Annotated in this window: 23 protein-coding genes; 8 read left to right on the plus strand and 15 right to left on the minus strand. The window is 66.8% G+C overall.

All coding sequences use genetic code 11. The features are described from left to right. Window positions 1-4: 4 nt before the first annotated feature. Window positions 5-1045: a rod shape-determining protein gene (locus NMP03_RS03955; RefSeq protein ID WP_256507232.1), complete on the minus strand. Its 1041-nt coding sequence runs from the start codon at window positions 1043-1045 to the stop codon at window positions 5-7. A gap of 148 nt (window positions 1046-1193) precedes the next feature. On the opposite strand from NMP03_RS03955, the gene mutL reads away from it, so the two are divergent. Next, window positions 1194-3029 (plus strand): DNA mismatch repair endonuclease MutL, encoded by a 1836-nt coding sequence (gene mutL, locus NMP03_RS03960; protein WP_256507233.1) that lies wholly within the window; start codon window positions 1194-1196, stop codon window positions 3027-3029. Between the two features lie 58 nt (window positions 3030-3087). Here mutL and NMP03_RS03965 read toward each other — a convergent pair whose 3' ends face one another. The 5 genes from NMP03_RS03965 to NMP03_RS03985 form a co-directional block, all read right to left on the minus strand. Continuing rightward, the gene (locus NMP03_RS03965; RefSeq protein WP_256507234.1) at window positions 3088-3852 is read right to left on the minus strand and encodes a ZIP family metal transporter; all 765 of its coding nucleotides are present in this window, start codon (window positions 3850-3852) and stop codon (window positions 3088-3090) included. 322 nt (window positions 3853-4174) lie between these two features. Further along, entirely contained in the window at window positions 4175-4795 is a 621-nt protein-coding gene (gene rplI / locus NMP03_RS03970; RefSeq protein ID WP_256507235.1) for a 50S ribosomal protein L9, read from the minus strand. A 12-nt stretch (window positions 4796-4807) separates the two neighbouring features. Continuing rightward, the gene (gene rpsR, locus NMP03_RS03975; protein ID WP_010543816.1) at window positions 4808-5032 is read right to left on the minus strand and encodes a 30S ribosomal protein S18; all 225 of its coding nucleotides are present in this window, start codon (window positions 5030-5032) and stop codon (window positions 4808-4810) included. Next, window positions 5032-5466, minus strand: a complete 435-nt coding sequence (gene rpsF, locus NMP03_RS03980) for a 30S ribosomal protein S6 (protein ID WP_256507236.1) — start codon at window positions 5464-5466, stop codon at window positions 5032-5034. The genes rpsR and rpsF overlap by 1 nt, the downstream gene beginning before the upstream one ends. Window positions 5467-5655: 189 nt before the next feature. After that, window positions 5656-6132: an RcnB family protein gene (locus NMP03_RS03985; protein WP_256507237.1), complete on the minus strand. Its 477-nt coding sequence runs from the start codon at window positions 6130-6132 to the stop codon at window positions 5656-5658. 187 nt (window positions 6133-6319) lie between these two features. On the opposite strand from NMP03_RS03985, the gene fabD reads away from it, so the two are divergent. Next, entirely contained in the window at window positions 6320-7255 is a 936-nt protein-coding gene (gene fabD / locus NMP03_RS03990) for an ACP S-malonyltransferase (protein WP_256507238.1), read from the plus strand. 11 nt (window positions 7256-7266) lie between these two features. Continuing rightward, complete coding sequence (gene fabG / locus NMP03_RS03995) at window positions 7267-8007, plus strand: 3-oxoacyl-[acyl-carrier-protein] reductase (RefSeq protein ID WP_256507239.1); 741 nt, start codon at window positions 7267-7269, stop codon at window positions 8005-8007. On the opposite strand, the gene NMP03_RS04000 is transcribed toward fabG, so the two are convergent. After that, a complete protein-coding gene (locus NMP03_RS04000) occupies window positions 7961-9106 on the minus strand; it encodes a glycosyltransferase family 87 protein (RefSeq protein WP_256507240.1) in 1146 nt (381 codons plus the stop codon). The genes fabG and NMP03_RS04000 overlap by 47 nt on opposite strands. Window positions 9107-9318: 212 nt before the next feature. Here NMP03_RS04000 and NMP03_RS04005 point away from each other — a divergent pair, with 212 nt between their 5' ends. The 3 genes from NMP03_RS04005 to mltG all read left to right on the plus strand — a co-directional run bounded on the left by NMP03_RS04005 (window position 9319) and on the right by mltG (window position 11931). After that, window positions 9319-9555, plus strand: coding sequence for an acyl carrier protein (locus tag NMP03_RS04005; RefSeq protein ID WP_256507241.1), 237 nt, complete (start codon window positions 9319-9321; stop codon window positions 9553-9555). A 120-nt stretch (window positions 9556-9675) separates the two neighbouring features. After that, window positions 9676-10938, plus strand: a complete 1263-nt coding sequence (gene fabF, locus NMP03_RS04010; RefSeq protein WP_256507242.1) for a beta-ketoacyl-ACP synthase II — start codon at window positions 9676-9678, stop codon at window positions 10936-10938. A 24-nt stretch (window positions 10939-10962) separates the two neighbouring features. Continuing rightward, complete coding sequence (gene mltG / locus NMP03_RS04015; RefSeq protein ID WP_256507243.1) at window positions 10963-11931, plus strand: endolytic transglycosylase MltG; 969 nt, start codon at window positions 10963-10965, stop codon at window positions 11929-11931. 37 nt (window positions 11932-11968) lie between these two features. Here the strand turns inward: mltG and eda are convergent, their stop codons facing one another. The 8 genes from eda to NMP03_RS04055 all read right to left on the minus strand — a co-directional run bounded on the left by eda (window position 11969) and on the right by NMP03_RS04055 (window position 19986). Beyond that, on the minus strand, window positions 11969-12583 hold the full coding sequence (gene eda, locus NMP03_RS04020) for a bifunctional 4-hydroxy-2-oxoglutarate aldolase/2-dehydro-3-deoxy-phosphogluconate aldolase (protein WP_256507244.1): 615 nt from the start codon (window positions 12581-12583) through the stop codon (window positions 11969-11971). After that, window positions 12580-13548, minus strand: coding sequence for a glucokinase (glk, locus tag NMP03_RS04025; RefSeq protein ID WP_256507245.1), 969 nt, complete (start codon window positions 13546-13548; stop codon window positions 12580-12582). The genes eda and glk overlap by 4 nt, the downstream gene beginning before the upstream one ends. A gap of 120 nt (window positions 13549-13668) precedes the next feature. Continuing rightward, on the minus strand, window positions 13669-15513 hold the full coding sequence (gene edd, locus NMP03_RS04030; protein WP_256507246.1) for a phosphogluconate dehydratase: 1845 nt from the start codon (window positions 15511-15513) through the stop codon (window positions 13669-13671). Beyond that, window positions 15513-16217 carry a 6-phosphogluconolactonase gene (pgl, locus tag NMP03_RS04035; RefSeq protein WP_256507247.1) on the minus strand — a complete coding sequence of 235 codons (705 nt, stop codon included), beginning with the start codon at window positions 16215-16217 and terminating at the stop codon, window positions 15513-15515. Before pgl ends, edd begins: the two co-directional genes overlap by 1 nt. Before the next feature lie 169 nt (window positions 16218-16386). Then, window positions 16387-17844, minus strand: coding sequence for a glucose-6-phosphate dehydrogenase (gene zwf, locus NMP03_RS04040; RefSeq protein ID WP_256507248.1), 1458 nt, complete (start codon window positions 17842-17844; stop codon window positions 16387-16389). Window positions 17845-17949: 105 nt separating this feature from the next. Further along, window positions 17950-18882 (minus strand): N-acetyl-gamma-glutamyl-phosphate reductase, encoded by a 933-nt coding sequence (gene argC / locus NMP03_RS04045; RefSeq protein ID WP_256507249.1) that lies wholly within the window; start codon window positions 18880-18882, stop codon window positions 17950-17952. After that, window positions 18879-19748 carry an NlpC/P60 family protein gene (locus tag NMP03_RS04050; RefSeq protein ID WP_256507250.1) on the minus strand — a complete coding sequence of 290 codons (870 nt, stop codon included), beginning with the start codon at window positions 19746-19748 and terminating at the stop codon, window positions 18879-18881. Before NMP03_RS04050 ends, argC begins: the two co-directional genes overlap by 4 nt. Beyond that, on the minus strand, window positions 19717-19986 hold the full coding sequence (locus NMP03_RS04055) for a MarR family transcriptional regulator (RefSeq protein ID WP_256507999.1): 270 nt from the start codon (window positions 19984-19986) through the stop codon (window positions 19717-19719). Before NMP03_RS04055 ends, NMP03_RS04050 begins: the two co-directional genes overlap by 32 nt. A 313-nt stretch (window positions 19987-20299) precedes the next feature. Between NMP03_RS04055 and secG the strand changes: the two genes are divergently transcribed. Together secG and NMP03_RS04065 are read left to right on the plus strand one after the other, a co-directional pair. After that, window positions 20300-20680 (plus strand): preprotein translocase subunit SecG, encoded by a 381-nt coding sequence (gene secG, locus NMP03_RS04060; RefSeq protein WP_256508000.1) that lies wholly within the window; start codon window positions 20300-20302, stop codon window positions 20678-20680. A 107-nt stretch (window positions 20681-20787) separates the two neighbouring features. Beyond that, complete coding sequence (locus tag NMP03_RS04065; RefSeq protein ID WP_256507251.1) at window positions 20788-22422, plus strand: CTP synthase; 1635 nt, start codon at window positions 20788-20790, stop codon at window positions 22420-22422. Window positions 22423-22509: the final 87 nt, after the last annotated feature.

A 22509-nucleotide genomic window follows, 5' to 3' on the forward strand; every position in this document is an offset into this window, starting at 1 on the left:
GCCGTCAGACCGCGAGCAGCACGCCGCGGAACTGCGGGTCCTCGAGCGCGCGCCCGGTGCCCAACGCCACGCAGGTCAGCGGGTCCTCGGCGATCGTCACCGGCAGCCCGGTTTCGTCGCGCAGCACCTCGTCGATTCCCTGCAGCAACGCCCCGCCGCCGGTGAGGACGATCCCCTGGTCGACGATGTCGGCGGCGAGTTCGGGCGCGGTATTCTCGAGCGCGATCCGCACGCCTTCGACGATCGTGCCGACGGGCTCGCTCAGCGCCTCGGCGATCTGGCCCTGGTTGATCTGGATTTCCTTGGGAACGCCATTCACCAGATCGCGACCCTTGATGTGGATCGTCATGCCGATGCCGTCGGCGGGGGGCTTGGCGGTGCCGACTTCCTGCTTGATCCGCTCTGCGGTCGCTTCGCCGATCAGCAGATTATGGTTGCGACGGACATAGCTCACGATCGCCTCGTCCATCTTGTCACCGCCGACGCGGACCGAGGTCGAATAGGCGAGGCCGCGGAGCGAGAGCACCGCGACTTCGGTGGTACCGCCGCCGATGTCGACGACCATGCTGCCGATCGGCTCGGTGACGGGCATGCCCGCGCCGATCGCCGCCGCCATCGGCTCCTCGATCAGGAAGACCTGGCTCGCGCCGGCGTTCGACGCGGCATCGCGGATCGCACGGCGCTCGACCGAGGTCGATCCCGAGGGAACGCAGATCACGATCTGCGGCCAGCGGATGAAGCGGCGGCCGCCATGCACCTTCTGGATGAAATGCTTGATCATCTGCTCGGCGACATCGATGTCGGCGATGACGCCGTCGCGAAGCGGCCGGATCGCCTCGATCGTGCCCGGGGTCTTGCCCATCATCAGCTTGGCGTCGTCGCCGACCGCCTTGACCTTCTTCACGCCGTTGATCGTCTCGACCGCGACCACCGAGGGCTCGTTGAGCACCACGCCGCGCCCGCGCAGATAGACGACGGTGTTCGCCGTTCCCAGATCGATTGCCATATCGTGGGACATGAACTTGAAAAAGCGGGAGAAAGCCATGAAGTAATCCGTCCCTGGCCGCGTGGGTGCAACGCGGCTGTTCGCACATCGATCTTTAGCGCGGCCCGCCGGTTGCTGAACGTGCCAGCTCCCAAAAGTCTGCGGATGCGGGTCGCGGGATGGCCGCGATTGGGCTAGAGCGGGGGGCATGTCAATACGCCGCCTGCCCGAGCATCTCATCAACCGCATCGCCGCCGGCGAGGTGGTCGAACGCCCCGCCGCGGCGCTCAAGGAACTGGTCGAAAACGCGATCGATGCGGGCGCAAGCCGCGTATTTGTGCGGCTGTCGGCGGGGGGCACCGCGCTGATCGAGGTGGTCGACGATGGCTCCGGCATGGACGCGGCGGCGATGGCCTTGGCGCTCGAGCGTCATGCGACCTCCAAGCTGCCCGAATCATTGTGGGAATCGGGGGCGATCGAAGGCGTCACGACGCTCGGTTTTCGCGGTGAAGCGTTGCCGTCGATCGCCAGCGTCGCGCGGTTGACGCTCGAAAGCCGCCCGCGCGAGGGCGAGGGCTGGACGCGGATCGTCGACAATGGCGCGGTGGTGCATGACGGCCCCGCCGCGCTGCCACCGGGAACGCGCGTGAAGGTGGAAGGCTTGTTCGAACGCGTGCCCGCGCGGCGCAAATTCCTGCGCTCGCCGCGCTCCGAATATGCCGCCTGCCTCGACGTCGTCCGCCGGCTGGCGATGGCGCGGCCCGATATCGCCTTCTCGCTCGAGCATGACGGTCGCCGCAGCCTGTCGGTGCAGGGCGGCGACAGCCAGGCCGAGCGCGTCGCGGCGCTCACCGATCGCGCGCTGTTCGACAACAGCGTCGCGGTCGATTTCGCGCGCGAGGGGGTCGTGCTCGGCGGCGTCGCGGGGCTGCCGACCTTCAACCGCGGCATCGCCGATCACCAATATCTGTTCGTCAACGGGCGACCGGTGAAGGACCGGCTGCTGGTGGGCGCGGTACGCGGCGCCTATGCCGAGATGCTCGCGCGCGATCGCCATGCGGTGGTGGCGCTGTTCCTCGACGTTCCCGCCGACGCGGTCGACGTCAATGTCCATCCCGCCAAGACCGAGGTGCGGTTTCGCGATCCGGCGCTGGTGCGCGGGATGATCGTCAGCGGGCTGCGCCGCGCGCTCGATGCCGCGGGGCATCGCAGCGCGCGGCCGAGCGAGGCGGCACTTGGGTTGTGGACGAGCGAGGGCGGGGGTGCGGCCTCCACCCGTCATCCCAGCGAAAGCTGGGATCTCCCGGTTGGGGAGCGCGACGCTTACAACGAAGAGACCCCAGCCTTCGCTGGGGTGACGACCGAAGTAAGTCGGACCGTCCGCGACTATCGCCCGACCTTCTTCACCGCCCCGCCGCAGGCGCGCGCCGAACCCGCGACCGAGCCCGTTCCCTCAACCGTCGCGCACCATCTCGGCGCAGCGCGCGGACAGGTGGCACGGACCTATATCGTCGCCGAAGCCGAGGACGGGCTGATCCTGGTCGACCAGCACGCCGCGCACGAACGGCTCGTGCTCGAACGGCTGCGCGTCGGGCTCGCCAATGGCGGGGTACGCGCGCAGGCGCTGCTGCTGCCCGAAGTCGTCGAGCTAGATGAGACCGCGTGCGACCGGCTCGAGGAACGAATCACCGAGCTGAGCGAGTTCGGGCTCGACCTCGAACGCTTCGGCCCCAATGCGATGCTGGTGCGCGCGACCCCGGCGCTGCTGGGGCAGGGCGACGTCATCGGGCTGGTTCGTGACCTTGCCGATGAACTTGCGGCGCACGATCAGGCGCTGAGCTTGCGCGAACGGCTCGATCACGTCGCCTCGACGATGGCGTGCCACGGATCGGTGCGCGCGGGGCGGGTGCTGAGCGTCGCTGAAATGAACGCGCTGCTGCGCGAGATGGAGGTCACCCCGCATTCGGGGCAGTGCAACCATGGCCGCCCGACCTGGGTGAAGCTGCGGACGCAGGATGTGGAGAAGCTGTTCGGGCGGAAGTAAGCCCACTCCTTGACGCTGTCCTTCGCTGATGCATTCAGGTCACCCGTTCAGATCGCAACTAGGCGAGCTTGGATAAACCAAAGGCGGTCAAGAAGCCGAAAACCGCGATCAGCCCTGTGAAGTCGTGCATTCCCTCGAACGCTTCGGGAACCATGGTGTCGATGATCATCGCCAGGATGGCCCCCGCTGCGACACCCTGGACTGCAGCGAGCACGGCTGGCGAGGCGCCGTCGAACACGGTGTACCCGACGAACGACGACAACCCAGCCACCAGCGCTATCCCGGTCCACAGCGCGAACGTGAAGCCCGCAGATTTTCCCTCGCGGCGCGCGCCTGCGGCACTCGAAAGTCCCTCGGGCAGGTTCGACAGGAAGACCGCCGCAACCGCTACCCCGCCGATCGCGCCCCCTGAAAGAAGGCTGGTGCCGATCACGATCGATTCGGGGATGCCGTCGATCAACGCACCGAGCGCCAGCGACGCGCTGTTGCCCTTGGGCGCGGCGGTCGCGTGCTCCTTCCGTGAGAAAGCGTCCGAACGCTTGCGATGACGCGCACCCCTAGCGGCCAGCGCCATGTTCAGCACGGTGTACACCGCCGCGCCCGCGACGAACCCGACCGCGACAGCGAGGAACCCGCCCTGCTTCCACGCCTCGTCCATCAGCTCGAACGATAAAGCGGATATCAGCACGCCCGAGCCAAACGCCATGATCGCGGCCACCGCCTGGCGCGGCATCGCCACGAACCAGCCGATCGTCGCACCTATCAGCAAAGCCGAGCCGCTGAGCAGGCCCCACAGACCGGCTTGAATCGACAACGGGATCATGGCCTCTCCAAGACGTACGGGATTGCGGATCAATACACGGTGCCCCGGCGGCGATCACTACGTGATTCCTCGGTCGCGCTTGGGCGCCGTTCATCCCCGGGAAACCTTTTCCCCGACCGTGCATTTCACTCGCCACACTCTTTCGAAAAGTCAGGCGATATCATGGGTAAGGCAATGCCGGTCATCCTCGCACTCATCCCGCTCTTCGCGGTCGTGGGCGCCTGCGTCGCGGTGCCCTGAGCTTTGGCGAACGACGCCGATATGAAAAAGGGCCGCCCGGCATAACCGGACGGCCCTTTTTCATATCCAAACGTCGAAAGGCTTAGGCCGGTTCGGCTTCGTCTTCGTCGGTCGTCGTCGGGGCTGGCGCCGCTTCGTCGCCGCGCGAGATTTCGCCCGGCTCGGCGTTGGCGTCATACTCCTCGGTGAAGCCAGCGGTGTCGGTTTCGAACATCGCCGCCATCACGTCGACACCCTTTGCCTGCATCTCGGCTTCCTCGGGCGAACGGGCGACGTTCACCTTGACGTTGACCGAAACCTCAGGGTGCAGCGCAACCTTCACTTCGTGCATGCCGAGCGTCTTGATCGGCTTGCCGAGCACCACCTGGCCCTTGTGGACCTTGTGGCCATCGGCGACCAGCGCCTCGACCAGATCGCGAACCGCGACCGAGCCATAGAGCGCGCCGGCATTCGATGCCTGACGGATCAGCGTCACCGAAGCGCCCTCGAGCGACTTCGATTCGGCAGTCGCTTCCTCGCGGCGCGAAGCGTTCTCGGCTTCGATGCGCTCGCGATTGGCCTCGAAGACCTTGCGGTTGGCGGCGTTGGCGCGGAGCGCCTTCTTGTTCGGCAGCAGGAAGTTGCGGGCGAACCCGTCCTTCACGGTGACGACATCGCCAATGGCGCCGAGCTTTTCGACGCGTTCGAGCAGGATGATTTGCATGGGGTGCCCTCCTTACTTAACGATGTAGGGCAGCAGGCCCAGATGACGGGCGCGCTTGATGGCCTGGGCCAGTTCGCGCTGCTTCTTGGCGCTCACCGAAGTGATGCGCGACGGCACGATCTTGCCACGCTCCGAAACGAAGCCCTGGAGCAGCCGGACGTCCTTATAGTCGATCCGCGGCGCGTCCTTCGCGCTGAAGGGGCAGCTCTTGCGGCGGCGGAAAAACGGGCGGGCCATTAGTTGTTCTCCCCTTCTTCACGGTCGCGGCGCGGGCCACGGTCGGGACGGTCGCCCCGGTCGGCACTTGGGCCACGGTCGTCGCGGTCACGACGGCGCTCGCGGTCGCGCTCGCCCTTGCGCATCATCACGGTCGGACCGGCTTCATGCTCGTCGACGCGGACGGTCATGTAGCGGATCACGTCTTCGTTGATCGCGGTCTGGCGCTCGAGCTCGGCGACGACGCCTGCGGGCGCGTCGATCTCGAGCATGACGTAATGCGCCTTGCGGTTCTTGGCGATGCGATACGCCAGGCCGCGCAGGCCCCACGTTTCGGTTTTCACGACGGTGCCGTTATTGTCGGTGATGATCTTGGTGGCGTTTTCCGCCAGCGTGTCCACCTGCGCTTGTGCCAGATCCTGGCGCGCAAGGAACACATGCTCGTACAGAGCCATGCCTTGTCCTTCGTCCTGGCCGATCGCTGACCGAGCGCCAATCGCGCGGCCCCTCCGGCTGTCGTCTCACGTATCTCGCAAATGCGAACCGGGGCGGAAAGGACGATGCCTTACCACCCCGGATGCGCGTGCCTTATCGATTTGTGGCGCAAAGGCAAGGGGCGAACCCCTTGCCTTCCGCGGTGCGGCTTAGAATGCGCCGCCGATGACCGCGCCGATCAGGCCGCTTGCAAGTGCCACGAGGACTGCATCGTTGCCCGACTGCACCCACTGCTGGCCACGCGGCGGGGCATAGAGGCCGCGCTGCTGATACGACCGATAGTCGATCTGGCGATAGTTGGGCGCGAACGACCGGTTGAACTGCTGGCCACGCTGCCAGCTGCGATACTGGTTCGCCGGCTGCGCATAGCGGACCTGCTGGCGAACGATCGGGCGCTGCGCGACCCGGACGTTCTGGCGAACCACCGGCCGGTTGGCGACGCGGACGTTCTGGCGAACCACATTGCCGCGGCGATTGTTGACCACGGTGCGCTGCTGGACGCCATTGGCGCGGTCGACGATGACGGTGCGGTTGCCGCGCTCGATGACGGTGCGCTGCTGCGCCTGCGCCATGGCGGGGACGGTGAGCATCGAGGCTGCGACGGCTGCGATTGCGATCTTCTTCATGTCGATCTCCTTCGACGGGGTGACTGGTGCACCGGACTGTCCGGCGATGAAGACAATCTAGAAGCCGCCTGTCGCTGGGATGTGCCGAGGAAGAACAAAAGCGTCACAGAATGTCGCAAGTCGGTCGGGACTTGAAAGCTTTCGGCGTTCGGGCGTACCCCGCCGCGCCTGAAAGCAGGAGATCACGATGCGCGCGTTCATTTTTCCGGGGCAGGGCAGCCAGGCGGTCGGCATGGGGATGGCGCTGGGGCAGGCGAGCCGCGCGGCGCGCGAGCTGTTCCAGGAGGTCGACGATGCGCTGGGCCAGCATCTGTACCGGCTGATGACGCAGGGGCCCGAAAGCGACTTGTTGCTGACCGAGAATGCGCAGCCCGCGATCATGGCAAACGCGATTGCGGTGCTGCGCGTGCTAGATCGCGAATGCGGGGTGCGGGTAGCCGACAAGGCTGGGTATGTCGCCGGGCACAGCCTGGGCGAATATACCGCGCTGTGCGCCGCGGGCGCGATCGACGTCGCGACCACCGCGCGATTGCTGAAGCTGCGCGGGCAGGCGATGCAGGCGGCGGTGCCGGTGGGCGAGGGGGCGATGGCGGCGCTGCTGGGGGCCGACCGCGACAAGGCGCAGGCGATTGCCGACGCCGCCGCACAGGGCGAGGTCTGCACCGTCGCCAACGACAATGACCCGGGGCAGGTGGTGATTTCGGGCGCACGCGGCGCGATCGAGCGCGCGGTGGCGCTCGCCAAGGAAATGGGCGCCAAGCGCGCGGTGTTGCTGCCGGTCTCGGCGCCGTTCCACTGCCCGCTGATGCAACCCGCCGCCGAGGCGATGGAAGCCGCGCTCGCCGACGTCGCGCTGCAGGCGCCGCTGGTGCCGGTGTTCGCCAATGTCACCGCCGCGCCGGTCGCCGACCCGCAGGTGATTCGCGCGCTGCTGGTCGAGCAGGTGACGGGGATCGTCCGCTGGCGCGAATCGGTGCTGGCGATGTGGGATGCCGGGGTGACCGACTATGTCGAACTGGGTGGCAAGGTGCTGGGCCCGATGGTGAAGCGGACGGCGCCCGATGCGACCACGGCGAGCGTGATTACTATGGATGATATCGAGGCGCTGGCGAAAGCGCTGTGAGGAGTTCGAATATGTTCGATTTGACAGGCATGACCGCGCTGGTGACCGGCGCTTCGGGTGGGATCGGTTCGGCGATCGCGCAGGCGCTGGCGGCACAGGGCGCGCGGTTGGCGGTTTCGGGGTCGAATGGCGACAAGCTGGAGGCGTTTCGGGCGCAGTTGGGCGGCGAGCATGTCGCGCTGGCGTGCAACCTTTCCGACGGCGCGGCGGTCGATGCGCTGGTGCCACAGGCGGTCGAGGCGCTGGGCGGGCGGCTCGATATCCTGATCAACAACGCCGGGGTCACGCGCGACAATCTGGCGATGCGGATGAAGGACGACGAATGGAACGACGTCATCCGCGTCAATCTCGAGGCGGCGTTTCGCCTCTGCCGCGCGGCGGCGCGGCCGATGATGAAGGCGCGGTTCGGGCGGATCGTGTCGATTACCTCGGTGGTCGGTGCGACGGGCAATCCGGGCCAGGCGAACTATGCCGCGTCGAAGGCGGGGCTGGTCGGCATGTCGAAGGCGCTGGCGCAGGAACTCGCCAGCCGCAACATCACCGTCAATTGCGTCGCGCCGGGCTTCATCCGATCGGCGATGACCGACGGACTGCCCGACGCGCAGAAGACCGCGTTGCTGACGCGCATTCCCGCGGGCGATCTGGGCAAGGGCGAGGACGTCGCAGCGGCGGTGGTGTATCTCGCCAGCCGCGAGGCGGGCTATGTCACCGGGCAGACGCTGCACGTGAATGGCGGGATGGCGATGCTGTAAGCGCAGCGCGCCAGCAGCCCAGCAGCAGCCCTGCGGTAACCAGCGGCGCGAGCGGCAGCGATGCGGCGGTCGCCAGCGTCCGGAGGAACAGCGGCGCGATGAAAAGCGCGAGCAGCGCGGCCTTTTCATAGGGCAGGAACCCGCGCCGCTGCGTCTGCGCGAACCACCACGCCAAGGGTATCGCCATCAGCGTCAGGTCATAGTCCAGTAGGAAGGGCGACACCGTCAGCGTCGCCGCCGCCAGGATCGCGTCCTGCGCTGGGCGGGGAAGTCGCGCGCGGGCGGCGTAGATGACCGCAGCGGCGCCGACCGCGGCAAATGCCGCTTGTGCGGCGTAGGCGGTCGCGACGTCGAGCGACAGCACGCGCATCGCTGCGAACATGCTGACCATCTTGGCGGGCGCCACCAGCCCGTCCTCGAGCGTCGAACGTGCGAGGCCGGTATTGGCGATGAAACCCGCCCACGCGCCGGTGCCGAGGATTGCCCAGCTCAGCAGGCACCATCCTGCAGCGGCTGCCCCGGTGGCAATAAAGGTCCGCCACTCGCCGCGGCATGCCAGCGCCAGCGGCAGCAGGATGGCCAGATGCGGTTTCATCACCAGCAGGCCGAGCAACAGCCCCGCCAGCCAGGGGCGCGTGCGCATCGCGATCAACCCGCCACCGAATAGCGCGGCGGTGAGGAACGCGTTCTGGCCGTGCCCGGCGTTGAGCAGGGTGGGCGGGAAGGCTGCCAGCGTCAGCGCGGCGCTACCAAAGCTGCCGCCGAGCCAATGCCGGACCATGACGAGGTAAGCCAGCGCAGTGCTGCCGAGCCAAAGCCCGAGTGCAGCGAAATAGGGCAGCAACGCCATCGGCAGGCACAGCATCAGGAAAACCGGCGGATAAAAGAAGGCTACATAGCCGTCGCCGGGGCCGAACGCTGTGCGCTGCGCGATACCATGCGCAACGATATCGTACGCAGCCGCACCGCCCTCAGCCAACGCGACCTGCGACGCGATCCAGAAGCTCACGAAGTCGGTGCCGATCGCGCGGCCTGCGGCGTCTTCGCCATTGCCCCCCGCCGCGAACCATAGCGCCACCACTCCGAAAACTATCGCCACCGCTATCGACCGGTAGCTTCGCGCGCGCTTGCCGTCGAACGCGGTCAATTCGCGCAGCGGTGAGAAAGGGGAGGGCCATCGGCGCATCGCTGTGGCATACCTACGCAAATGTTGACCGACCGCTAAGCTTCGCACGGGCCTTGCCACTGATGGAGGTCCGTTCTAGGTGCGTTCAGGAATCACGAATAGCCGCAACTGAGGATCAAGCTACCATGAGCGACACCGCCGATCGCGTGAAGAAGATTGTCGTCGAGAACCTGGGCGTCGAGGCCGAGAAGGTCACCGAGGACGCGAGCTTCATCGACGACCTGGGCGCAGACAGCCTCGACATCGTCGAGCTGGTGATGGCGTTCGAAGAGGAATTCGGCGTCGAGATCCCCGACGATGCCGCCGAGAAGATCACCACCGTGCGCGACGCGATCACCTATATCGACGAGCACAAGGGCTGATCGCAGCTTATGTCGCTTGCCCCTGCGAACGGGGCGACTGATTGCAACGGCTCTCCGCCAACGGGCTAATATCCCGGGTGGGGAGCCGTTTTGCTTTGATGAACTGAACGGAGAGATGCGATGCGTCGCGTAGTCGTGACCGGCCTTGGCCTCGTCACCCCGCTAGGGGCCGAGGTGGAAACCGTCTGGAAGAACCTGATCGCGGGCAAATCGGGCGCCGCGACGATCACGCGCTTCGACGCGAGCGAATATCAGTGCCGCATCGCCTGCGAAGTGAAGCCCGCCGACCATGAATATGGCTTCGATCCGGGCAAGCGCGTCGATCACAAGGTGCAGCGCCAGGTCGACCCGTTCATCATCTTCGGCATCGATGCCGCGGGCCAGGCGATCGAGGATGCCGGGCTGACCGACATGACCGAAGCGCAGCGCTATCGCGCGGGGTGCTCGATCGGTGCGGGGATCGGCGGGCTGCCGGGGATCGAAAGCGAATCGCTGGTGCTCGCCGCCAAGGGGCCGCGCCGCGTGAGCCCGCATTTCGTCCATGGCCGGCTGATCAACCTGATCTCGGGCCAGGTCAGCATCAAATACGGGCTGATGGGGCCGAACCACGCGGTCGTCACCGCCTGCTCGACCGGCGCGCATTCGATCGGCGACGCCGCGCGGATGATCGCGATGGACGATGCCGATGTCATGCTCGCTGGCGGTTCGGAGGGGGCGATCTGCCCGCTCGGCATCGCGGGCTTCGCCCAGGCGCGCGCGCTGTCGACCAATTTCAACGACACCCCCGAGCGCGCGAGCCGGCCCTACGATGTCGATCGCGACGGGTTCGTGATGGGCGAGGGCGCGGGCGTCGTCGTGCTCGAGGAATATGAGCATGCCAAGGCGCGCGGCGCCAAGATGTATGCCGAGGTCATTGGCTACGGCCTGTCGGGCGATGCCTATCACGTCACCGCGCCGCACCCAGAGGGTTCGGGGGCGTTCCGCTCGATGGAAATGGCGATGCGCAAGTCGGGGCTGAGCCTGAGCGACATCGATTATGTCAACGCACACGGCACCTCGACCCCGCTTGGCGACGAGCTCGAGCTCGGCGCGGTGCGGCGGCTGTTCGGGTCGTCGATCGACACTATGTCGATGAGCTCGACCAAGTCGGCGATCGGCCATCTGCTGGGCGGCGCAGGCGCGGTCGAATCGATCTTCTGCATCCTGGCGATGCGCGACCAGATCGTGCCGCCGACGCTGAACCTGGATAATCCCAGCGAAGCGTGCCGCGGGGTCGACCTGGTGCCGCATGTCGCCAAGGAACGGCGCGTGAAGGCGGTGCTGAACAATTCGTTCGGTTTCGGCGGGACCAATGCAAGCCTGGTGATGGTCCCAGTTACCTGAACCCCGTATAGGGCAAGCGCGCGCATGAAACGTCTCGGCTGCTTCGGCCTGTTTGCCGGTCTCGCGCTCATCGCGGCGCTGTTCTTCGTCATGCAGAGCTGGGGCGGCGCCGGATCGCTCGAGCGCAACGTCAACGTTGTCGTGCCCGAGGGCGCAACGCTGACGCGAGCGGCGCAGGAGATGGAAAAGGCGGGGGTGATCCCCTCGGCCAGCCGGTTCACGCTGTATGCGCGATTCTTCGGGTCGGACGACCCGATCCGCGCGGGCGAATATCCGGTGCCTGCCGGAATCAGCCAGTCCGACGTGCTCAAGCTGATGCAGGGCGGACGGACCGTCCAGCGCTTCGTCGCGGTACCCGAGGGCTGGCCTTCGGTGCTGGTGCACGAGGCGCTGATGAAGGCGCCGCAGCTCGACGGCAAGCTCGATGTGCCCGCCGAGGGATCGGTGCTGCCCGACAGCTACAGCTATGAACGCGGCGAGGCGCGGCAGGCGGTGCTGGGGCGGATGCAGGTGGCGATGCGCGACTATCTGGCCGCCGCCTGGGCCAAGCGCAAGCCGGGGATCGCGGTGTCGACGCCGCAAGAAGCGCTGATCCTGGCGTCGATTGTCGAGAAGGAAACCGCCAAGGACGAAGAGCGGCGGACGGTCGCGGCGGTCTATTCGAACCGGTTGCGGATCGGGATGCGGCTGCAGGCCGACCCGACGATCATCTATCCGATGACCAAGGGACGCCCGCTCGGCCGGCGGATCCTGCGATCGGAGGTGAACGCGGTGAACGACTACAACACCTATGCGATGGCGGGACTGCCCAAGGGGCCGATCGCCAATCCGGGGCGCGCCAGCATCGATGCGGTGCTCGATCCGGCGCAGACGAGCGCGCTCTACTTCGTCGCCGATGGCACCGGCGGCCATATCTTCGCCGACACGCTCGAGCAGCATAACGCCAATGTCGCGAAATGGTACGCGCTGCGGCGCGCGCGCGGCGAGATGTGAGCCGTCCCCCCTCCCGCGTGGGAGGGGGAAGCGCAGATTAGCGAAGGTTCGCCGCGGCCCTTGCCTTGGCTTCGACATCGGCCATCGCCGCGCCCGCCGGCGTGACCCAGCTGCCGCCGACGCACAGCACCTTCTCGAACGCCAGCCAGTCGCGTGCCGATGCTTCGGTGATGCCGCCGGTGGGGCAGAATTGCGCCTCGTGGAACGGTGCCGCGAGCGCCTTGAGCGCCTTCAGCCCGCCCGAGGTTTCGGCAGGGAAGAATTTGAAGTGCCGCAGGCCCAGGTCGTAGCCGCGCATGATGTCGCCTGCGGTCGCGATGCCGGGCAGGAAGGGGACGCGGCTGTCGACGACGACGCGACCGAGTGTTTCGGTAAGGCCAGGCGACACGATAAATTCGGCGCCGGCGTCCATTACGTCGTCGAACTGGCCGGTCGACACCACGGTGCCCGCGCCGACGATCGCGCCGGGCACCTGCTTCATTTCGCGGATCGCGTCGAGCGCGGCGGCGGTGCGCAGCGTCACCTCGAGCACCCGAAGCCCGCCCGCGACAAGCGCTTCAGCGAGCGCGCGCGCGGTGGCGGCATCGTCGATCACCAGCACCGGGATGACCGGGCTGGTGCGCATGATGGTTTCGATCGTCACGTCTTTCATTGGGTGTGCTCCTGCGCGAAGGCGGCTGCGGCGCCGTAAAGGCCCGGCTGCGGATGGGTGATGAGCTTGACCGGGATCGACGCCATCAGCGACTGGAAGCGCCCTTTGGCGACGAAGCGCTGGCCGAAGCCGGACGAGATCAAATGGTCCTTGAGCCGGAGCCCGAGGCCGCCGGCGATCACCACGCCCTTGGGGCCGTGCGCGAGTGCGAGATCGCCCGCGACCGCGCCGAGGCTGAGGCAGAAGCGGTCGAGCGCGGCACTGGCCAGGCTGTCCTTCCCGCTGAACGCCAGGTCCCAGATCGCGCGATCGTCGAGCTGGAGCACCGGGCGACCCTCGATCCCCGCGAGCGTTTCGTAGATCGCGACGATGCCGGGGCCGGCGACGATCCGCTCGGCCGAGACGCGGGTGAAGGTGCGGCGCAGGCGCTTGAGGATCGCGTCCTCGATCCCGTCGAGCGGTGCGAAGTCCATGTGCCCGCCCTCGGTTTCGATGACGTGGTAATGGCTTGCGGTGCGCAGCACCTGCGCGACGCCGAGCCCGGTGCCGGGCCCGCAGACGGTGATCGAGCCGTGCTGGGGCAACGGGGTTTCGGGGCCGCAGATATGGATGAAGGCGTCATCGTGCATCTGCGCAACGGCGTGGCCGACCGCGCCGAAATCGTTGATGAGCGTATAGGTATCGACCCCGAGCCGCTCCTGGATCAGCCGCGGGCGGATGATCCAGGGATTGTTGGTCATGCGGATCATCTCGCCGTTGATCGGCGAGGCGATCGCGATCCCGGCGGCGCGCGGCAGCGGACGGCCCAGCGCCTCGCCGAATGCCTGCCAGGCGAGCTGGAGGCTCGAATGATCCTTGGTCTTCTGGGTGATCGGGTCGCTCATCGACAGCACGCGGCCGTTCTCGACCTCGGCAATCGCGAAGCGGGCATGGGTGCCGCCGATATCTACCGCGATGATTTCCATATCAAATACTCCCCTCCCGCTTGCGGGAGGGGCCGGGGGTGGGCCTATCCTGTGCAAGCGGCGTGTTCACTTTGGGGATACGCCCACCCCCAACCCCTCCCGCAAGTGGGAGGGGCGCAATTACAATCCCGCCGCGGCCAACATCGCCGAGGCGCCCTTTTCGGCTTCGTCGGCGCCGAAGTTCATCATGTTGAACAGCTCGCGCCCGGTGCCGTCGGCGCGCGGCGGTTCCTCGACCAGCTCGCGCGCTTCCCATTCGGCGGCATCGACCAGGGCCGCGAGCGTACCCGCTTCGGCATCGAGGCGGATGATGTCGCCGTCGCGTACCTTGCCGAGCGGCCCGCCGCCCAAAGCCTCGGGCGACAGATGGATCGCGCAAGGCACCTTGCCCGATGCGCCCGACATCCGCCCATCGGTGACCAATGCGACGCGAAAGCCGCGATTCTGGAGGACGCCGAGCGGCGGAGTGAGCTTGTGCAATTCGGGCATGCCGTTGGCGCGCGGCCCCTGGAAGCGGACGACCACGACGACGTCGCGGTCAAGCTCGCCCGCCTGGAACGCGGTCTGGACCTCGGCCTGAGTCGCGAAGACGCGGGCAGGCGCTTCGATGATCCAGCGGTCCTGCTCGACCGCCGACACCTTGATGCACGCGCGACCCAGATTGCCCTGGAGGATGCGGAAGCCGCCTTCGGGCGAGAAGGGCGCGTCGATCGTGCGGACGATGGTGTCGTCGCCGCTGGCGGCGGGCAGATCCTGCCAGACCAGCTTTTCGTCCTCGATCATGGGCTTGCGGCCATATTCGGTGAAGCCGCCATCGGCGATCGTGAGGATGTCGCCATGCAGCAGCCCGCCGCGCAGAAGTTCGCGGATGACGAAGGGCGGGCCGCCGGCGTCCTCGAAGCCGTTCACGTCGGCCGATCCGTTGGGATAGACATGGGTGAGCAGCGGCACCGCCTTGCTCAGCCGGTCGAAATCCTCCCAGTCGATGATGATCCCCGCCGCGCGGGCGATGGCGGGCAAGTGGATCAGATGGTTGGTCGACCCGCCGGTGGCGAGCAAGACGACCGCCGCGTTGACGATCGCGCGCTCGTCGACGCATTCGCCGAGCGGGCGGTAATCATCGCTGTTCCAGCCGATCTGCGGCAGCCGCTGGACGGCGGCGCGCGTCAGTTCCTGGCGCAATTTGGTCTGCGGATTGGCGAAGGCGGCACCGGGGACGTGGAGCCCCATCGCCTCCATCATCATCTGGTTCGAATTGGCGGTGCCGTAAAAGGTGCAGGTGCCCTTGCCGTGATAGGCGGAGATTTCGGCGTCGAGTAAAGCCTCGCGGCCCACCTTGCCCTCGGCATAGGCCTCGCGCACCGCCGCCTTTTCCTTGTTCGCGAGGCCCGATCGCATCGGGCCGCCGGGGACCATCACCATCGGCAGATGGCCGAAGCGGAGCGCACCCATCAGCAGACCGGGAACGATCTTGTCGCAGATGCCGAGCAGCGCCGCACCCTCGAAGGTGCGGTGCGACAGCGCAATCGCGGTCGCCATGGCGATCGCGTCGCGGCTGAACAGCGACAATTCCATGCCCTGATAGCCCTGCGTCACCCCATCGCACATCGCGGGCACGCCGCCTGCGACTTGCGCGGTGGCGCCCGCCTCGATCGCCCAGACCTTCATCTGTTCGGGGTAGCGATAATAGGTCGCGTGCGCCGACAGCATGTCGTTGTAGGCGGTGACGATGCCGATGTTCATCGCCTTGCCGTCGCGCATCCGATCGCGCTGCTCGTCGGTGCCGGCATAAGCGTGCGCGAGATTGGCGCAGCCCAGCTTTGGCCGATCGAACCCCGAATCGCGCTCACGCCGCATCAGTGCGAGATAGGCGGCACGACCGGGCTTCGATCGCTCGATGATCCGGTCGGTGACGGCGGCGAGGGCGGGGGCCAAAGCTGGGGCCGAAGCAGGGCTGGGGGACATCAGGCGCTCCAGTGGATGTCGACGGGAAGCTCGGTGTCGGCGAGCACGCGGCCGATCGGATAGGGCGAGCCGGCCCCCTCGGCGATCGCGGCTTCGAGCACGTCGCGCTTGGCCTGGCCGCTGATCGCGATCAGCAGCGCGCGCGCGGTGACGATCGCCGAGCGCGACAGCGTGACGCGCGCGACGGGGGCTTCGGGGGGGAGGGGATCGGGCATCACGCCGAGCGCGCGGCGTTCCTTGGGACCCGACAGCGCTTCGTCTAGGTCGGGGCCGGGGAAGATCGAGGCGGTATGGCCGTCACCGCCGACGCCGAGCAGGCAAAGGTCGAGCGGCCAATGGACGTCCTGCAGCCGCGCATCGGCGGCGCGGCCGGCGGCGCGATAGTCGGTCGCGGCTTCGCTGGTGATCGGAAACACGCGCGCGCCCTTGGGGACGAAGACCTTGCCGATCGCGGTGATGTTGCTGAGCGGATCGCCCATCGGCACCAGCCGGTCGTCGGTGGGGACGATCATCACCTTCTTCCAGTCGAGCTTGGCGGTGGCCAACTTCTCATAAATCGGCAGCGGGGTCTTGCCGCCGGGCAGCGCGATTACCGCGCCGCCGCGGGCATCGAGCGCGCTTTCGATGATGAACTGCACGTCGCCTGCGACCGCTTCGGCCATTTCGGCAGCGTCGTCATATTCCCACCATTCGATCTCGGTCATGCTTGTTCCTTTATCTTCTTCCCCTCTCCCGCGTGCGGGAGAGGCTGGGTGAGGGGCTTCTTCCTCGCGTCGTTCAGCGAAAGAAGACCCTCACCGACTGCGACTAGGCCGCGCAAGGGCGCGACCAAGTCTTCGTTGCCTCTCCCGCGTGCGGGAGAGGGTGCAAAACCTACTCGTTCCAGGTCACGCCGTCGCGTTCGGTCAGTGCGACGCTCGACGACGGACCCCAGCTGCCCGAGGCATAGCCCTTGGGCTTCATGTCGCTCGATGCCCAGCCCTCGCGGATGCCGTCGATCCATGCCCATTGCGCCTCGACCTCGTCGCGTCGCACGAACAACGTAGGGTCGCCTTCGATCAGGTCGAGCAGCAATCGTTCATAGGCGATGCGGCGGCGGGTGCCGGCGAATTCGGTGTCGAGGCTGAGGTTGAGCGGTACCTCGCGCAGCCGCACCCCGTCGCGGTCGAGCCCGGGCTGCTTGGCCATCACGAGCAGGCGGACATATTCCTCGGGCTGCAGCCGGATCACCAGCGTGTTGGGCTGGAGCGCGCCGCCGCGTTCGGCGAAGATCGAATGCGGCACCGGCTTGAACTGAATGCTGATTTCGCTGCGGCGCTCGGGCATCCGCTTGCCGGTGCGCAGATAGAAGGGGACCCCCTGCCAGCGCCAATTGTCGACATGCGCCTTGATCGCGACGAAGGTTTCGGTGTTCGAATCCTTGTCGAGCTCCTCGTCATAGCCGCGGACGATCGCGCCCTTGACCGCGCCGCTGTCATACTGGCCGGTGACGGTGAGCTGGCTGACGTCGGACCCGGTGATCGGGCGCAGCGAGCGCAGCACCTTGACCTTCTCGTCGCGCACCGCGGTGCCATCGACCCGCGCGGGTGGCTCCATCGCGACCAGCGCGAGCAACTGGAGCATGTGGTTCTGCACCATGTCGCGCAGCGCGCCGACTTCGTCATAATAGCCCGCGCGCCCTTCGAGCCCGACGGTTTCGGAGATGGTGATCTGGACGTGATCGATGCCGCGGGCGTTCCAGCTTGGCTCGAACAGCGAATTGCCAAAGCGCAACGCCAGGATGTTCTGGACGGTTTCCTTGCCCAGATAATGATCGATGCGGAAGGTCCGCTCCTCGGGAAAGGCGCCGGCGACGATGTCGTTGATCTCGCGGCTCGATTCGAGGTCCTTGCCGAGCGGCTTTTCGAGGCTGATGCGGACGTTGTCGCCGGCAAGGCCCGCCGATTGCAGCCCCTTGATCGTCGGCCCGAACAACCACGGCGCGGTCGACAGGAAGATCGCGAGCCCGCCCGAAATGTCGCCAAGCTTCTTGGCCAGCTGGTCGAACCCTTCGATCGTCGAGGCATCGAGCGGCTGATAGTGGAGCCGTTCGACGAAGCGATCGATCGCCTCGGCATCCTTGTGATCGTCGGCGAGATGCTCATCGAGCGACTTGCGCGCGAAGTTGCGAAACCAGTCGTCGTCCTGCTCGGATCGTGCGGTGCCGGTGATCGTCAGCCCCTCGGGCAGCAGCCCGTCGGCGTGGAGCCCGTAGAGCGACGGTATCAGCATCCGCTGCGACAGGTCGCCGGTGGCGCCGAACAATAGCAATTTGCCGACCGGTTCGCGCATGCCGTTACGTCTCCTTAGATATCGGGGGCCGGACTAGCGGCTGCAGGGATGCGCGCAACCCACCCTGCGCGATGCCTCGGCGAATATCCGCCAGAGGGACGCGCGTCAGAGCCGCAATCCCGCGGTCGCGTCGATCCCCGCCATGATGTTGAGGTTCTGCACCGCGGCACCCGCGGCGCCCTTGCCCAAATTGTCGAGCGTCGCGATCAACCGCGCCTGGCCGAGCTCGGCATTGCCGAACACGCGCAGCGTCATGCGATCAGTGCCGGCATCTTCCTCGATCCGCACCAGCCGCGTTTCCTCGCTGTCGATCAAGCCGACGATCGGCGAATCGCGATAGGCATCACGCAGCGCGGTTTCGATCGAGGCGAGCGACGGCTTGCGCGGCAAGGCGTGGAGCGGCAGCGGCACTTCGACCAGCATCCCGCGATGCGTGTGCGCGACCGCGGGCTGGAAGATCGGCGCGCGCTCGATCCGCGCGTGGCGCTGCATCTCGCCCAGATGCTTGTGCGACAGGTCGAGGCCGTAGGCACGGTGCGCGGTCGTTTCCTCGCCGCTCTCGAAATCGGCGATCATCGCCTTGCCGCCACCCGAATAGCCCGAGACCGCGTTGACGCTGAGCGGCCAATCATGTGGCACCAGCCCGGTGCGAACCAACGGGCGGATCAGCGCGAGGAAGCCGGTGGGATAGCAACCGGGGTTGCTGACGCGCGCACTCTCGGCAATCGCGGCGGCCTGCGCGGGTTCGAGCTCGGCGAAGCCATAGGTCCAGCCCTCCGCGACGCGATGCGCGCTCGAGGCGTCGATCACGCGGGTACGGTCGTTGGCGATCATCGCCACCGCCTCGCGCGCGGCGTCGTCGGGCAGGCACAGGATGACGAAGTCGGCATCGTTGAGCGCCTGGGCGCGCGCCGCCGCGTCCTTGCGCGCGTCGCCGCCGAGCGTGATCACGTCGAATTCGGTACGACCGGCAAGTCGCTCGCGGATTTCGAGCCCGGTGGTGCCTACCGCGCCGTCGATGAAAACCGAATGAGTCATGCGATTCTCCGCCGGGTGAGCACCGGCCCATGGTCGCCCGCCCGCAAGGCGGTGCAAGGAATTTCGCGGACCCGATCCGCGACGTGGATCGCCGCGTCGGGCGAAATCAGGATCGCGGCGTGATCGGCGAAGAACCACAGATCGCCCGCGCGTGCCGCGTCGTCCTCTGACACCTCGGTGCCCAGGGTGGTGGCCTGCAGGTCGGTAAATCGGGGCGCGCGAACGCCGCACAGGTCGTGGGCGAGGAATACCAGCCCGGCGGTGTCGACCCCTGCGCCCGATCGCCCGCCGGCGCGTGCAGGCACGCCCACGAGCCGCGCAGCGATGGCGCCGACGGTACTGGTCGGCGCGTCGAGCGCGGCGACGTCGGCGGCTGCGATATAACCATGGTCGGTGAGCAGGAACGCGTCGCGCTCGCCGAGCGCGGCAATACGCGCGCCGGCGGGGAGCGTTGCCAGCACGGCGGCGTTGGCGTCGGGCGCTTCGCGGAGCCGTCCGGCGATGGCAGTCACCCGATGGGTGGGGGCGGCGAAATCCTGCAGGCGGCCCGCATCGACATAGCCGACGACGCCATCGGCGGTGCCGATGCCCCAGGCGACCTGCTCCGACAGTTCGAGCATTTCGAAGGTTTCGCCCGGTAGCACCTCGGACACCACTGCCGATGCCGGATCGGGGGTCTCGCGGATCGCGATGATCGACGAAGCGGTCTGGAGCATCGCGGCGGCATAATGCGGGGCGAACACCGATCCTGCGAGCCTTACGTCGGTAAGGTCGGGGCGCACGGCGGTGGTGCGGCGATCAAGCGCGGTCGATCGACCGGTCAGCGCATGGCGGTTACGCGGCTGCTCGGCGATCACCTGACCCATTTGGGGCGTCGCCAGCGAGGAAATGCCCGAACTCTGCAAGAAACTCCGTCCCTTCCGGTGTCTGCGTGACGAAGATATTGCGCTTGTCGCTGTCGTCGCGTTGGCGGCGCAGATAGCCGAGCGTGCCTAGTCTGTTCAAGGCGCGTGTGACGACGGGCTTCGAGACGTTGAGCGCGCGCGCCAACCCGCGCACCGTATGCGGTCCCCCTTCGAGATAGACCAGCAGCAGCAAAGCCATCTGTCGGTTGGTCAGATCGGGTTCGCCCGAGCGGACATAGTCGACCAGGGTCTTCTTCCAGGAAAAGAGCGAGGTATCGCTAATGGCGTTCACAGGGCAAACTCATATTGTTACAGTCGCGCAAGAATCGAGACTCTCTGCCCAGTGAACGCCCGCCAAGCGCTGGGGTTTCGCAGAGGGTGAATGAATTGTTACATTAGGTTCATGCGAGGGCGCCGTCGCGCGGCGTGGCGGTCGTAACGGCGGGGTGTTGATCGTCCGCGCGCACCCGCCTATGTGCCGCGCTTTCCAGAGGTTTGAAAATCACGCCATGCTGTTCACGTTCCTGCTCATCGTCCACGCCATCATCGCGGCGCTGCTCGTCACCGTCATCTTGATGCAGCGCTCGGAAGGCGGCGGGCTGACGTCGGGCGGCAGCTCGAACGGGCTGATGTCGGCGCGCGGCGCCGCCGATTTTCTGACGCGGTCGACATCGGTGCTGGCCGGCGTGTTCATCACGATGAGCATCGTGCTGGCGGTGATCGCGGCGAATCGCGGATCGGACACGATCGATACCTCGCTGGCACGCCCCGGCGCGGCGGCACCCGCCACCGGCACCGCGCCGGCGGTCGATCCGCTCGGCGCTGCCGCGGGCGAAGTCGTGACCAACCAGTCGGCACCGGCCGACAATGGCGCGGTCCCGCTGGCGCAATAACGCGCCCGCGCTGCACCGGCGGATGCGTCCGCCGGCACCTTTATTCCATCGGCGCCGGATTCGCGCGCTTGTTGTTCATCGCGGTTCGGCGGTAGGCCCTTTCTCCCATGGCACGGTACATCTTCATCACCGGGGGCGTGGTCTCGTCGCTCGGTAAGGGCCTCATGGCGGCCAGTCTCGCGGCGCTGTTGCAGGCACGCGGTTATCGAGTGCGGATCCGCAAGTTCGATCCCTATCTCAACGTCGATCCGGGCACCATGAGCCCGTATCAGCATGGCGAGGTGTACGTCACCGACGACGGTGCCGAGACCGATCTCGACCTTGGCCATTACGAGCGCTTCACCGGCGTTTCGGCGCGCCAGTCGGACAACATCACCTCGGGCCGCATCTATCAGACGATCATCGCGCGCGAGCGGCGCGGCGATTATCTGGGTGCTACGGTGCAGGTGATCCCGCACGTCACCGACGCGATCAAGGCGTTCGCGCAGGCCGAAACCGAGGATCTCGATTTCGTGCTGTGCGAGATCGGCGGCACCGTCGGCGACATCGAATCGCTCCCGTTCATCGAAGCGATCCGCCAGCTCCGGAATGATCTGGGGCGCGGCAATTCGGTCAGCATCCATGTGACCTTGGTGCCGTACATCGCCGCGGCGGGCGAACTGAAGACCAAGCCGACGCAGCATTCGGTGCGCGAACTCGCCGCACTCGGGGTCCAGCCCGACGTGCTGGTGTGCCGCTGCGAACATCCGCTGCCCATGAGCGACCGCAACAAGATCGCGCTCTTCTGCAACGTGCCGACCGCGGCGGTGATTCCCGCGCTCGATGCCAAGAGCATCTACGCGGTGCCGCTGCAATATCATGCCGAAGGGTTAGACGGCGAAGTGCTGCGCGCGTTCGGTATCGAGCCGGGCGAAGCGCCCAACCTCGATCGCTGGACCGAGATCGTCGATCGCCTGACCAATCCCGAGGGCGAAGTAACCGTCGGCGTCGTCGGCAAATATGTCGGGCTGCAGGATGCGTACAAGTCGCTCAACGAAGCGCTGATCCATGGCGGCATCGCCAATCGCGTTCGCGTCAACATTCGCTGGATCGACGCCGAATTGTTCGAAGGCGACGACGATGAAGTGGCGGCGGCGTTAGAGCCTTGCGACGCTATTCTGGTGCCCGGCGCCTTCGGCGAGCGCGGGGCCGAGGGCAAGATCGCCAGCGTCCGCTTCGCGCGCGAACGCGAAATCCCCTATTTCGGCATCTGCTTCGGCATGCAGATGGCGTGCGTCGAAAGCGCGCGCGACCTGGCGGGGATCGACGGGGCCTCGTCGACCGAGTTCGGCACCACGCCCGAGCCCGTCGTCGGCCTCATCACCGAATGGATGAGCGAGAAGGGGCTCGAGAAACGCGAGGCCAATGGCGACCTGGGCGGCACGATGCGGCTCGGCGCCTATGAAGCGCGGCTCGCGGGCAACAGTGTCGTCGGATCGATCTATGGCGGCGACACGATTTCGGAACGGCATCGCCATCGCTACGAAGTGAATACGCATTATCGCGAGGCGCTCGAAAAGTCGGGGCTCGTGTTCTCGGGCATGTCGCCCGACGGCACGCTGCCCGAAATCGTCGAGCGCCCCGATCACCCCTGGTTCGTCGGCGTCCAGTTCCACCCCGAACTCAAGTCGCGCCCTTTCGAGCCGCATCCGTTGTTCGCCAGCTTCATCGCCGCGGCGGTTCGCCAGAGCCGCCTGGTCTGACGCCTAACCGACGCTGATACGCAAAAGGCGCCCGGACCAATGGTCCGAGCGCCCTTCGCTGCGGCACCCAAGGGAGCAAGGCGCCTG

Source organism: Sphingomonas qomolangmaensis (assembly GCF_024496245.1).
Taxonomy (GTDB): Bacteria; Pseudomonadota; Alphaproteobacteria; order Sphingomonadales; family Sphingomonadaceae; genus Sphingomonas; species Sphingomonas qomolangmaensis.